Origin of the sequence: Micrococcus lacusdianchii, from assembly GCF_023155805.1 — a bacterium.
Lineage (GTDB): Bacteria > Actinomycetota > Actinomycetes > Actinomycetales > Micrococcaceae > Micrococcus > Micrococcus lacusdianchii.
The window spans coordinates 1-12,327 of record NZ_JAKNUW010000030.1 but is presented as its reverse complement, the minus strand read 5'-3'; the positions used below and the strand labels follow the sequence as shown (position 1 = coordinate 12,327).

Sequence of the window (12,327 nt, the reverse complement as noted above, 5' to 3'; positions counted from 1 at the left end):
CAACGGGCGACTCGAACACCTCCGCGGCTCCGCCCTCGGCTTCCGCAACCTCACCCACTACATCGCTCGGTCGCTGCTCGAAGCCGGAGGGTTCAGACCCGCGCTACACCCTCGTTCGTGAAGAGCCTGGATGTGAGCCGTCAGGTGGCCTAGAAGGGGGCACTGGGGGCCTCGAGGCCGCGTAGGCTCCTCCAGCTGCTTCCGCCAAGGGGGAAGGTCAAAGCGGCCTAGCATCCTCTCCCATTGCCCCTGGCGAGGATCGGTGGCACCCGCGCCCTCAGCGGCTGAGGACAAATAACTGCGCGGACCTTTACCGCTCTAGCCCCCTTTAATCTTGGAGGCTGACAAGGGCCGCCGCGCGTCGACTGCCATGAACCGTAAGTCCCTACCGGTCACCGCAGCCGCCTGCTTCACCTCGGTGGGCAGCTGTGCGACGCGATCCATGCTCGACTTGGCCTCGCGGTATTGAATAGCGACGAACCACCCCTCCTTGGTGTCATCCGAGGTGAGGTAGCTGGGGAGCTGATCACGCAGCCCGTTCCAAAACTTCCCGTTGTGCACCTTTTTGATCTCTACGAGTAAACGCGCGTTTGCGCCGGAGGAGGCTTTGAAGTCCACCGGGCCGCGTCCCAGTTCGACCTCCCGGTCAAGCTCAACTCCGGCCTGTCGGAGGTAAGCGCGGGACATGCCCATGAAGAGCAGCTGAGCAGCTTCCTCGGGTTTCTCCCGGCCCTCGGAGTCCCAGAGAAGACTCCAGCCCCCGCCCTGCTCGACGAAATCTTTGAACCGCTTCAGAACCTCACCCATGAGGTAGGACAGGTCATCTTGGGTGACAGGAACGTGGTGGAGGCCGATGGGGTGCTTCGCGGCGTACTCTCCGGCTTCGTCGTAAGACACCACGCCGAGAGGATCTTCTTCGAAGTCATAGCTAAAGAGGTCGGGGCGGCTCTGCTGCCGCCGGGCCCATTCACGCACGGCCTTAGGGTTCTTGCGCGCCTCTTGGACGATCCTTGCCTTTGGCAGCGTCTTGCCGATCGAGACATTGAGACTGGTCCGCAGCTCGTCATTAAGGTCCGACTGGAACCAGTCCTCGGCATTGAGGGTGGGCAAATTCCGCAACAGGCGTTTGGGCACGAGCAGCACCGGCCCACCGGTTGAAGGGTTGGTCGGCAGGTCAACCGCGTCACTCTCCCACCGCGAATGCTCGAGATCCACGGACGCGTTGCGTAGCTGATGAGGCTCAAGGGGGACCCCATGGTCACCTGCAATGGTCTGGGTATAACGGATGAAGTGCGCCTTGAGGATGTTCAGCGTGGCATCCGAGATGCTGTCGGCACCGAAGCGCTCGTTGAGGATCCCTATCTCCTCGATATGCTCCGGGTGCTTCAAGCCCGCGGCGATGGCGACGGCGATGCCGTCGGCAATGGCGACCGCCCGGCCCGCTCCCCCGCCCGAGCCCTTGGTCGAAGCGCTCGTGTATCCCAGGCAGAACTCGGCGGGTTCGGGGAAGGTTAGGAGCCGCCTCGCCTGTTTGGCCGAGAGGGATTGCTCGTGGGGGGCCTTCGCCACTAGCTCATAGCAGTGCGCGAAGTGGGCCACTAGGTCCGCATGGGCTTGGGGCCAACCCTCACCAGCGCGGAGCATCAGGAAGGGATCGACGAACAGCTTGGTGTCAACCGTGAGGTCCACGTCAAACCAGTCGTTCCTTTTAGCGTTCTTGATCCCGAATGTCTCAGCGAACCTCATACCTGCCCCCTCCGTTGAAGCGAAGGTAGCAGTGAGTCAGGGCCGGAGGCATTCGTAGCACCCTAGCGGGGCAGCCAGTCCGTCTCGGCTCGCGTTTGAGAGGACTGCCCTGCCCAGCCGCACCATCCGCGAAGGAGCGATGGGAATGCATGCCCATCGCTCCCTGCCGGCCCCGCCCACTGCACCCGTCCCGCCATCTACGGCGTCTGAGACACTCTGGGCCCGCCCCTAGATCAGTTCGGGGCCAACCTCCGCAGCGAGGTGTACAGGGTCTGCCGGCTCACCCCGAACGTGCGCGCCACCTCCGCCTTCGGGATGCCCATGTTGATCATCACTCGCACTTGCTCCACGTCCGTGTCCGAGAGCTTCGGGGCCTGCACGTACTTGCCCCTCGCCTTGGCCAGGGCGATGCCCTCGGCCTGGCGCTCCTTGATCCGCCGGCGCTCAAACCCAGCGAACGCCGCCAGGATGCCCAGCATGAGCCCGTCCACCGGAGAGGTGCCGGACTTGTCCACCGTGATGTGCTCGGACACGAACTGCACCGCACACCCCTTGTCCGTGAGCTCATCCACGATCGCGTACAGGTCCCGGGTGTCCCGGCCGAGCCGGTCCATCGAGGCGACCTTCACCAGGTCACCCTCGCGCACGTACCGCATCAGCTCCGCCAGCCCGGTGCGCTTGGCCCTCGAGCTGCCGGAGATCTTGTCCTGGAAGATGCGGTCGCACTCCCCCACCGCCTCGAGCTGACGATCCAGGTTCTGCTCGGCCGAGCTGACCCGCACATAGGCCACTGTCTGTCCAACCACGTCTTAGACCCTTCGACACTTCTGTCTAACGGCCTGGTTTGGGACCGTCTCTGACGTGATGCTCTCGTGGGCGGGCAGGGCGTGTAAAGGGGTATACCCGACTGGACACGGACCCAGAGAGACCCCTGCACCGCCGGGGCCCCGTCCGAAACGTGCGCATCCCCGGGACGAAGGAGGGCCCGGGCCCCTGACCCCGAGGAACGGATCAGGACCGAGCCCATTCCCTCATCTGGGCTGGAAGAGCTCCGAGTCGAGACTCCCACCAGTCGAGGTCGGCCTGGCAGCCCCTGCCCTGCGAACGGGGACGCAACGTGACCTGGGCTCGGAACTCCTGCGCCCCTGCCTCCTCCACCACCCGCAGGCGAAGCCACGCCACCTCGGGGGAATACTCCGGGAACAGCTCGAGGGAGAAGCACCGGTCCGGCCACGCCGGCCGCCCGCGGCCGAAGTCCTCCCCCACGAGACCGATCTCCTGGAAGTTGAGATCCTCATACCGGACCGGCTCCTGGGCATAGGCACCCTGCACCTTGAACGTCTCCCCCGGCACCCCCCACGACAGACCGACACAGGGCAACCCGAGCCGCTCCACACTCCATGGCCACATCATGGATTTCAGGCACTCCTGCCCCAGAATCGAGTCCCCATGCACACGGACGCTGACGGACTGCGCACCCCCGCTCATGCGCCGCACGCTAGTCACTAAACCGGCGCGGAGGAAGGTGGCACCCCACTGGTCCGCGCCGATCGGCCACGATCAGACGTTGCGCGTGACATCACCACCTTGGCGATGAGTGCGCGGCGCGGCCACCGCCGCAGGTCAGTGGGAGCTGGAACCGATTTCGATGACCAGCACACCGGCCATGATCAGCAAGATCCCCAAGATCATGGTGCGGGTCAGGGGTTCCTTGAATAGGACATGGGACGCGATCGCGGTCAAGGCAACCCCCGCGGCGGCCCAGATCCCGTAGGCGACACCGAGCCCCATCCCGACGCGCAGCGCGAGGGTCAGGAAGACAAAGGCCAGCACGTAACCGACGGCCACGGCCGCGTAGAACCCACGACGGCCGGCGGCCGCCACACGCAGGCACAGGGTGGCAGCCACCTCGGACAGGACGGCCCCGGCTAGGAATAGCCACTGCATCACGCTGCCCCCGCCTGCTGCTCGTCGGTGTCGGGGGTATGGTGCGATCCCAGTTCAACCATCAGAACGCCGGCGATCACCAGGGCGATCCCAATCCCCATCATGGCCGTGATCCGTTCGTCGAACAGGACGGCGGACAGCACCGCCGTTGCGGCGACACCCAACGCGCCCCAGATGCCGTAAGCGACACCGAGGGCCATTCCGCGCTTCAGTACCAGGGTGAGGAAGGTGAAGGCTGAGACGTAGCCCAGCAGGACGACCGCGTACAGCGCGGGGTGGGTGAGTGCTGCCTTGAGTGACAGCGATGCGATGACTTCGCTACCGACGGCGCCGGCGAGCAGGAACCATTTGGTCATGGTCTCTCCTGGAAGGGGCGAGCGCCTGCATGCGGCTCGGCCGTGTCTGTTCATGATTCTACCAGCTGGACGCTGGTGTCCCCGCGTTTCCGAGAGGCGTGCTTCGTGGATGCACCGCCATACACGCGCTCATGCCGCTGTTTGCTGGGCCCACCTGCTCGGTTTTCAGGTGTCGATTCCTGCTCGCGTTTCAGCAGTCATTGACAACAACTGGGACTGATGCGCGTGTAGGTGACATACGATCTGTGGTGTTACCACACCGCAGGGAAGGATGTGCACCATGCCCGCCCCCTACCCCCAAGAGTTCCGCGACGACGTCGTCCGCGTCGCCCAGAACCGTGAGCCCGGCACCCACTTGAAGCAGATCGCGAAGGACTTCGGGATCAGCTTCTCCTGTCTGACGAACTGGATGCGCCAGGCCGAGATCGAAGCCGGGAACAAGCCCGGCCCCACCAAGGCCGAGGCCGAAGAACTCCGCGCAGCCCGCCGCAGGATCCGGCTGCTCGAGCAGGAGAACGAAGTCCTACGCCGCGCCGCGGCCTACCTCTCCCAGGCGAACCTGCCGTCAAAATGATGTACCCGCTCGTGTCCGAGCTCGCCGCCGACCAGATCCCGGTCGCGGTGTCCTTGCGGGTCCTCAAGCTCGCCCGCCAGCCCTACTACCGCTGGCTCCAGAACCCGGTGAGCACCGCTGAACTGGAGGCCGCTCACCGGGCGAACGCCCTGTATCAGGCTCACCTGAACGACCCGGAGTTCGGGTACCGGCTGCTTCGCGACGAGGCCGAGAATGCTGGCGCTCCGATGGCGGCCCGTACCGCCTGGCGGCTCTGCCACGAGAACCAGTGGCACTGCGCGTTCGGGGCCAAGCGCGGCAAGAACGGGACCCGCCCAGGCCCACCCGTGCACGATGACCACGTCCGCCGGGACTTCTCTACCGAGGAGCCCAACCGGCTGTGGTTGACCGACATCACCGAGCACCCCACCGGTGAGGGCAAGCTCTACCTCTGCGCGATCAAGGACGTGCACGCCGGGCGGATCGTGGGGTACTCCATGGCCGAGCGGATGCAGGCATCCCTGGCCGTGGACGCCCTTGCGCAGGCCGTGGCACGCCGTGGCGGCACCTCGGTGGTGGCCGGGTGCATCGTGCACTCGGACCGAGGCGCCCAGTTCCGTTCGGCCCTATTCCAGGACGCGCTCTCCCGCTACGGGCTGATCGGGTCGATGGGTCAGGTCGGTGCTGCCGGGGACAATGCGGCTATGGAGTCCTTCTTCGCGTTGCTGCAGAAGAACGTGCTGGACCGACGCGACTGGGACACCCGGGACGAGCTGCGGGCCGGGATCATCACCTGGATCGAGCGGACCTACCACCGCCGCCGCCGGCAGGTGCGCCTGGGCCGATTGACGCCGGTCGAGTACGAGCTGATCATGGACCACACGCCCGCAGACGCGGCGTGAAGACGACTGTCACCTATGGGTGCATCAGTCCCGATCGTGGCCGTGCTCGCCTGGGTTTGGCACGCCGCACGCACGGCGACGACCCCGTCCGATCACAGATAGGTCCACCGAATGCGCCCCAGTAACCGGACAAAGGTCCTCGACGCGGCGATCAGCCTGGCTCAGCGCGACGGCGTCACCGCCGTGACCCTCGATTCCGTCGCAAGTGAGGCAGGCTTGACCAAGGGCGGTCTGATGTATCACTTCCCCTCGCGCACGGCACTGCTCCAAGGCGTCCAGGAACACCTCGCGCTCACCTGGGACAGCCTGCTGGTGGCCGCCGCCGGCAAGGAAGCAGCAGAGGCGACCGCGGAGGAGAAGCTCACGGCGTACGCACGAGTCGCTACTCAGTCCGCGTCGAGCGCGGATCTGGCGTTCATCCTCGAGTTCGCGAAGCACTGCGAGGCCGGCGACCTCTGGCGCAACGTGGCTGACAAGTGGACGCCCTCGCCGCAGGAGGCGCGCAGTGATCCGCGGCTGTTCGCGCTGTTCATCGCCCGGCTGGCCGCCGATGGCCTCTGGACATTTGAGTCACTGATCAACACCCGGCTCGACGATGAGTTCCGTCACGAGGTCGCCGAGGCGATCGCCGGCATCATCACCGCAGCCTGCCCGGCCGACGGCAACGGAGGGCGGGAGTAACCCCACCCAAACATTTCATTTGGTACAGTTACAGCGTGGATAATCTCGGCAAGGGCAGTGCTGCGCCTCAGATGACCGGCCGGCGGCGGTGGGCGCTGTTGGCGACCGTGGGTGCAGGCCTGCTGCTCATCACGCTTGATAACTCGATCCTGTACACGGCGCTGCCGACGCTGACCAGCGAGCTCGACGCGACCGGGGCGCAGTCGTTGTGGGTCATCAACGCCTACCCCGTGGTGATGGCCGGTCTGCTGCTGGGAACACTGGTCACGACCTGGCTGCTGCGTCGGCACGGACCCGGGTCGCAGTCGCAGCTCTCGGCCGAGGAAGCCTATGCCGACGCTCCCCATCCGACGCCGGTGCGTGAGACGCGCCCTGACGCATACGCAGGAACACGTGCGATCCGGCAGAGCGTCCAGGCTGCTGGAGGAGCGGGCGTGGGAAGCGTGGGAAGGGAGAGAAGTCACCGACATGGCTGAACACCACACCGCCGCCGCTCAGGTGGAGAGGCCGCTCCGGCGGACCATCGACGAGAACAAGCTCGCAGCCCGCAGAGCTGGCAAGCCCCGCAGTACGTTCATGGCCTACCTCGCGCTGACGAAGCCACGGGTCATTGAGCTGCTCCTGGTCACCACCGCGCCGGTCATGATCTTGGCCGCGGACGGAATGCCGAACCTCTGGCTGATCCTGGCCACCCTGGTCGGTGGGGCAGCTGCCGCGGCCTCGGCCTCGGTGTTCAACTGCTTCTTCGACCGCGACCTCGATGCGAAGATGCAACGCACCAAGAACCGTCCGCTCGTCACCGGGGAGATCACCCCGCGGGCGGCGCTCGTGTTCGCATGCGCCCTCGGGCTCGGCTCGATCGTCTGGATGGGCGGCTTCACCAACTGGGTCGCGGCCGGGCTCACCGCCGCCGCGATCTTGCTTTATGTCGTGTTCTATACCCTCATCCTCAAGCGCCGCACGGCCCAGAACATCGTCTGGGGAGGCACTGCAGGCTGCATGCCGGTGCTGATCGGCTGGTCGGCCGTGACCGGCGGGCTGTCCTGGGAACCGCTCCTGCTGTTCCTCGTCGTCTTTTTCTGGACACCGCCGCACTACTGGCCGCTGGCCATCAAATACCAAGCCGACTACGACGCCGCTGGCGTGCCGATGCTGCCCTCGAAGGTCCCACCCACCACCGTGGGCCGGCAGATCCTGACGTATGCCTGGCTCATGGTCGGCTCCAGCCTGGCCCTGATCCCGATGGCGCCGATGGGACCGCTCTACGCTGTCACCGCGGTGCTGGCAGGCGCCTGGTTCCTCTACCAGTGCTACGCCCTCACCAGGCGGGCCAAGCAGGGCCACCAAGGAAGCCAGCTGCAGGCCATGACCGTCTTCCACGGATCGATCGCGTACCTGACGATCGTATTCCTCGCCATAGCCGCCGACCCGTTCCTCACCCCGTTCTCCGGCTGACCACTACCACTACGTCATTTCCAACCCTAGGAGCATCATGCCCCGCATCACCATCGGACTCGGCGCCGTCCTCATCGCGGTCGGTGTCATCGCCTACATCACCTCCGGCTTCGCGAGCTGGACCGCGTTGATCCCCGCCATTCTCGGGGCCGTCATCCTGGCCTGCGGCCTCATCGGACTGAGGAACCAGAAGGTCGGCATCCACCTCGCCCTGGTGGTCGCCATCCTGGGCATCCTCGGCACCGGAATGAACGTGCTCCAGATCGGCGCACTGCTCGCCGGCGAGGCCGAACGCCCCGCAGCAGTGATCACCAGCACCATCACCTTCGTACTGCTCATCATCTACGTGATCCTCGGAATCCGCTCCTTCATCACCGCACGCCGATGGAAAAACACGCAAGCCGTAGCGCCCACGAGCTGACACGCCGCCAGACCGGACTCCCAGAGCCCCACCGGCCCAGGTGACGCGGGACAACGCAATCAACGCGGCCACTACTCCGAGCAAGCTCGTCCCTGCTTTCGCTGTGATCGTCGACGAGAGCGCCACCGGCCGATTCTGGAACCTGTCCTCAAGAAGCCAGGGCCGATCGGTCTGGACGAGTACCCCTCGACGAGAGACTCCGCTGCGCGACCAGTGGGACAACCTCTCTGCATCTGTGTCGAGGCCGCTCCAGCCCGAAGGAATCTTCTGCCCGAGGACACCCTCGACACCATGAGCAACCGGAACCGGCGCGACACCCCCTCGAACGCCTCTTTCCCCAGATCGAGCGGGTCCTGAAGATCAACGAGCTCGATACCATCACTAACGACGTCATCGCAGCCGCCCAGAGCACCCTCGTCATCGGCACCACCTGAGACCGCCACTGAGCATCGACAGAACGCCGCCATCTACCGGCGAAAGTCACAGGTCTCGTAGGAGGCAGGGGTGTGCAAAGGGGTATACCTCGCGCGACAGGTGTGTCGCTAATGTGCTGAAACGGACCCTATTGGCAACCGCAAGACGGTACTCGGTAACTGACTTGCTGGGGTGCCCCAGTTCGGCACATGCGTCGCAGCCCACCGGTTCGGCGCTCTCCCTCGCAGTACGCCCGAGCGACCTGCTGTTCATCTTGGTGCGTAATCCTGGCGCGATGGGTCGCTACCGGATGATTGCTCAAGCCGCTGCGGTCGTGGCCGCCGTGCTCGCACTGGTGGCGGCAATATCGAGTGCCGCCGCGTTGCCATCCGCCTCCGTGGAGGTTCTCGTCGCCGAGCTGTGGCGCACGGTCGGGCTTATGACGTGGGCCGCACTCTTTGCCCTCCTTGCAGTCCGTCCCGGACTGCTGGCCGTCTGGGTCATCGCGCTGAACAGCAAGCTGGCGCTGGTGATCGGCGGTCTCCTCATCGGATACGCAGTGCCGGGGGCGAGCGATCTCGTGCTGTGGGACGGCGTCCTCAGCGTCGTGCTCGCCGTCGGGGCCGCGGCGGCTGCCCGAATGCGGGCGCTCGAGCGCGCCGATGGATAGGAATGGGCTCCCTTGCCCGTGAGCTTTCGCCGCTGCTCAACCTCGATGCCACCGCCCGGGCGCGGTGCGACAGGTGGGTCGGTGGCCGGTTGGGGCGTCCGCGACAGGCTGGGGGCGACTCCCTTGGCGGTGAGCTCGTCGGCGATGTCCCAGTCGTCGGGTAGAGACCGGGTCAGGCGGTCGAGTTTGCTGACCATGAGCGTGTCACCGCGGCGGACGGCGGCCATCGCCTCTCCGAGCCCTGGTCGGGCTCGGCTGGTGCCAGTGAGACCGTGGTCGACGTAGATGTGTTCTGCCTGGATACCGAGGGAGAGGAGCCCGTCGTGTTGAGCGGTGAGGTCCTTCTCGGCGGTGGAGGCCCGGGCCAGGACACCGAACGGCTCGTGCACACCCCCTGGTGCGCTGAGCGATCGAGTGTCCGTGGTGTGTGGAGGCTCGCCGCGCGGAGGAGCACGATGCGGGCTACCATCAGCGCTCGTCAGCCTTCGAGGTAGGCGTCGGCATATGCGGCGCTCGGCGCGATGGGTTGGATGACGTCCAAGAGGACTCCGTCGGGGGCGGCGACGATGAAGTGTCGCTGTCCGAAGTCCTCATCGCGGAGGGTGAGGAGGGGCTCCAGACCGGCCTTGCCGGTGAGCCGGTCGTGGACGGCGTCGACGTCATCCACTTCAAGGTTGAGGATCACCCCCTGCGGGAGTGCGCGGTAGTCGGCGGGGATGGTCTCGTGCTGGTAGGCGAGGACGGCAAGCTCGAAGGTTCCGAGGCGCAGGCTGACGTACCAGTCGGATTCGTAGGTGACCTCGAAGCCGAGGGCGTCGCGGTAGAAGGCGGTCGCAGCGGCGACGTCGTGCGAGGTGACGACGGGGTAGAAGCTGGTGACGGACATGACGTTCTCCTTTACGTACACTGAGGATGTAAGGGAAGAATACATGCACAACGTACGTAAAGGAAGAGTTCATGCCGCGTGCCTCCGCTGCGGATGCTGCTTTGACCGCCGAGCAAGTCCTGGATGCCGCGACCGCGCTGTTCGCAGCCGGCGGCTTCGCCAGTGTCTCGCTCGATGACGTCGCCCGGGCCGCGGGGGTGACCCGGGGCGCGGTCTATCACCACTACCGCAGCAAGCCGGGACTGTTCCGTGCGGTCGCCGCGCGACTCCAGACGCAGGTTGCCGCGGCGGTGGTGGCAACTGCCGACCGGGAGGCGGGCGCGGTGGAGCAGCTGCGGTCCGGCTCGCACGCGTTTCTCGATGCGATCACCGCGGCTCCGGCCGTGCGGATCCTCCTGATCGACGCGCCGTCTGTGATCGGATGGGAGGAGTGGCGGCGCCTCGACGCCGAAAACTCCGGGGCACAGCTGCGGGAGGCGCTTCGGGACGCAGGCGCCCCCGCCGAGCTCATCGAGGCGATGGCGGCGCAGCTGTCCGGAGCGATGAACGACGCCGCACTGTGGATCGCGCAGCACGACACCCCCGCAGCCGCGCGAGAGCAAGCACACGCCGCGCTCGACCGGCTCATCGCCGCCGCGATGGCGTGACCGGTGATGGGGGGTGCTCAAGCCCTGTGCGCGGCGAGGAAGATGCGTGTCGCCTCAGCGGCGATCTGCGCGCGCTCGGCGTGGTCGGGGGCGGCATGGACTCCGAGCAGCATCGCGGCATTGATCGCGTACCCCATCACCATCCAGTTGAAGGCGATGGCCGAGGCGGCTGGATCAGGGGTGACGATGAGGCCCGCGCCAGCGAATCTGGCAAACCGAGTACGCATCTCATCGGTGGCTCTCGAGGGCCCCTGGCGCCAGAACGTCTCGGCGAGCTGCGGGAAGCGAACGGCCTCGGCGATCACCAATCGTCGAACCGCGAGGACGCGTTCGTCGAGGACGGCATCGAGCTGCCGTCGCGCGTAGTCCTCGAGATATGCCGGCAGGGCGCTGACGCTCACGGGATCGGGCAACTCATAGTGGACTCGCGCGGCGGCATCCGCCGTGACGCGGCCGACCACGGAGGCGAAGAGGTTCTCTTTATCGCCGAAGTGCGTGTAGACGGTCTGCTTCGACACCCCCGCGAGCAGGCTCACCTCATCCATACTCGCGTCGACGTACCCGGACCGCAGGAAGATCGCTTCGGCGGAGTCGAGGATCGCCTGCACCTTCCGAACCGAACTCGGGCGCAGGACCGCGGTCCGACGACTTTCGGCCGACCGTTGACTCTCCATACTGCGCAGTCAGTTTCAAGACATCACACTGTGTAGTTTGAAATGGAGGCGCGGCATGGGGCGCATCAGCGCGACGGAGAGCATCACGGTCGACGGGGTGATGCAGGGGCTCGGACGCCCCGACGAGGACACCCGCGGGCATTTCGCGCACGGCGGGTGGGGCAGCGGCTACCAGGACGAGGTGTCGATGTCCTTCATGTCGGAGGGCATGACGGGTGAAGGAGCGATGCTCTTCGGCCGGCGGACGTACGAGGACATGCTCGGGTACTGGACGACCATCACCGAGCCGAACCCCTTCACGGACTTCCTCACGTACTCCCCGAAGTACGTCGCCTCACGCTCGTCGAGCACGACGCTGGCGTACCCGGAATCGACTCTGCTCGCCGGGGAGGCCGTCGACACGGTGCGCGAGCTGCGCGACTCGTTCGACGGCGACCTCACCATCCTCGGGAGCGGCGAGCTCGTGCGCGCGCTCCACCGGGCGGGCCTCGTCGACGAGTACGTGCTGCAGATCCACCCGCTGGTGCTCGGCTCCGGACAGCGCCTCTTCGGCGAGGCGGAACGTGCGGACCTCGACCTCCGGCGCAGTGTGACCACGACGACGGGAGTGATCATCGCCCAGTACGCCGTACGTCGCTGACGAGAGCTGCAAGGTGGCGGCACAGAATCTGGAGCGAATCACGGCTACCCACTAGCCAGCGGTCACGTCATGCTGATCTCGCGCTGATCGACCGCCTAGCGGGCAAAGGTCGATCAGCGCGAAGGCTCTTGGGGTGTGAGGACTGCGATCTTCCATCTCTCGTCGCTCAGGACGAGCTGATACATGTTGCGTTCATTCGGCGCCCCGTCGGGCCTTGACCCTTGATCGTGGACACGGTGTCGGTTCGGTTATGCCGCTTCCGTGAGGGTAGCTGACCTCGCGGCGTCGTAGGCGTTCTCGTAGCTATTTGGGCTCACCTGGCCGATCGTGGAGTG

At 66.0% G+C, this 12,327-nt stretch carries 15 protein-coding genes and 2 pseudogenes; 9 read left to right on the top strand and 8 right to left on the bottom strand.

Features of this window, described 5'->3' with window-relative positions:
• Window positions 1-318 precede the first annotated feature (318 nt).
• From MA879_RS11775 to MA879_RS11755, 5 genes are all read right to left on the bottom strand, one after another.
• Window positions 319-1,746 carry a hypothetical protein gene (locus MA879_RS11775; RefSeq protein WP_248126690.1) on the bottom strand — a complete coding sequence of 476 codons (1,428 nt, stop codon included), beginning with the start codon at window positions 1,744-1,746 and terminating at the stop codon, window positions 319-321.
• Between the two features lie 233 nt (window positions 1,747-1,979).
• The gene (locus tag MA879_RS11770; RefSeq protein WP_248126687.1) at window positions 1,980-2,552 is read right to left on the bottom strand and encodes a recombinase family protein; all 573 of its coding nucleotides are present in this window, start codon (window positions 2,550-2,552) and stop codon (window positions 1,980-1,982) included.
• A 205-nt stretch (window positions 2,553-2,757) separates the two neighbouring features.
• Window positions 2,758-3,078, bottom strand: coding sequence for a hypothetical protein (locus MA879_RS11765; RefSeq protein WP_144819872.1), 321 nt, complete (start codon window positions 3,076-3,078; stop codon window positions 2,758-2,760).
• A 291-nt stretch (window positions 3,079-3,369) separates the two neighbouring features.
• Window positions 3,370-3,693 carry a DMT family transporter gene (locus MA879_RS11760; RefSeq protein WP_101966246.1) on the bottom strand — a complete coding sequence of 108 codons (324 nt, stop codon included), beginning with the start codon at window positions 3,691-3,693 and terminating at the stop codon, window positions 3,370-3,372.
• Window positions 3,693-4,049 carry a DMT family transporter gene (locus MA879_RS11755; protein WP_020626388.1) on the bottom strand — a complete coding sequence of 119 codons (357 nt, stop codon included), beginning with the start codon at window positions 4,047-4,049 and terminating at the stop codon, window positions 3,693-3,695. The genes MA879_RS11760 and MA879_RS11755 overlap by 1 nt, the downstream gene beginning before the upstream one ends.
• 280 nt (window positions 4,050-4,329) lie before the next feature.
• Here MA879_RS11755 and MA879_RS11750 point away from each other — a divergent pair.
• From MA879_RS11750 to MA879_RS11720, 7 genes and pseudogenes are all read left to right on the top strand, one after another.
• Window positions 4,330-5,504, top strand: a protein-coding gene (locus MA879_RS11750; protein ID WP_248126684.1) for an IS3 family transposase whose coding sequence is annotated in 2 segments (ribosomal slippage) — window positions 4,330-4,614 and window positions 4,617-5,504 — 1,173 coding nt in all. Because the reading frame shifts where the segments join, the coding sequence is not laid out codon by codon here.
• Between the two features lie 111 nt (window positions 5,505-5,615).
• Complete coding sequence (locus MA879_RS11745) at window positions 5,616-6,185, top strand: TetR/AcrR family transcriptional regulator (RefSeq protein ID WP_098056091.1); 570 nt, start codon at window positions 5,616-5,618, stop codon at window positions 6,183-6,185.
• 35 nt (window positions 6,186-6,220) lie between these two features.
• The gene (locus MA879_RS12750) at window positions 6,221-6,661 is read left to right on the top strand and encodes an MFS transporter (protein WP_456301662.1); all 441 of its coding nucleotides are present in this window, start codon (window positions 6,221-6,223) and stop codon (window positions 6,659-6,661) included.
• On the top strand, window positions 6,654-7,640 hold the full coding sequence (locus MA879_RS11735) for a heme o synthase (protein ID WP_248126681.1): 987 nt from the start codon (window positions 6,654-6,656) through the stop codon (window positions 7,638-7,640). Before MA879_RS12750 ends, MA879_RS11735 begins: the two co-directional genes overlap by 8 nt.
• 37 nt (window positions 7,641-7,677) lie before the next feature.
• A complete protein-coding gene (locus MA879_RS11730) occupies window positions 7,678-8,061 on the top strand; it encodes a hypothetical protein (RefSeq protein WP_098056086.1) in 384 nt (127 codons plus the stop codon).
• A gap of 320 nt (window positions 8,062-8,381) precedes the next feature.
• Window positions 8,382-8,495: pseudogene (locus tag MA879_RS11725) on the top strand (AAA family ATPase); the annotation flags it as partial.
• A 275-nt stretch (window positions 8,496-8,770) separates the two neighbouring features.
• Complete coding sequence (locus MA879_RS11720) at window positions 8,771-9,145, top strand: hypothetical protein (protein WP_248126692.1); 375 nt, start codon at window positions 8,771-8,773, stop codon at window positions 9,143-9,145.
• A 128-nt stretch (window positions 9,146-9,273) separates the two neighbouring features.
• Here the strand turns inward: MA879_RS11720 and MA879_RS11715 are convergent.
• Both MA879_RS11715 and MA879_RS11710 read right to left on the bottom strand, forming a co-directional pair.
• Window positions 9,274-9,534, bottom strand: a pseudogene (locus MA879_RS11715) (recombinase family protein); the annotation flags it as partial.
• A gap of 89 nt (window positions 9,535-9,623) precedes the next feature.
• Complete coding sequence (locus MA879_RS11710; protein WP_129627211.1) at window positions 9,624-10,031, bottom strand: VOC family protein; 408 nt, start codon at window positions 10,029-10,031, stop codon at window positions 9,624-9,626.
• Between the two features lie 71 nt (window positions 10,032-10,102).
• Between MA879_RS11710 and MA879_RS11705 the strand changes: the two genes are divergently transcribed.
• A complete protein-coding gene (locus MA879_RS11705) occupies window positions 10,103-10,678 on the top strand; it encodes a TetR/AcrR family transcriptional regulator (RefSeq protein ID WP_248126678.1) in 576 nt (191 codons plus the stop codon).
• Window positions 10,679-10,695: 17 nt separating this feature from the next.
• On the opposite strand, the gene MA879_RS11700 is transcribed toward MA879_RS11705, so the two are convergent.
• A complete protein-coding gene (locus MA879_RS11700; RefSeq protein WP_248126675.1) occupies window positions 10,696-11,286 on the bottom strand; it encodes a TetR/AcrR family transcriptional regulator in 591 nt (196 codons plus the stop codon).
• Between the two features lie 121 nt (window positions 11,287-11,407).
• Here MA879_RS11700 and MA879_RS11695 point away from each other — a divergent pair, with 121 nt between their 5' ends.
• Window positions 11,408-11,992: a dihydrofolate reductase family protein gene (locus MA879_RS11695; RefSeq protein WP_248126673.1), complete on the top strand. Its 585-nt coding sequence runs from the start codon at window positions 11,408-11,410 to the stop codon at window positions 11,990-11,992.
• Window positions 11,993-12,327 lie beyond the last annotated feature (335 nt).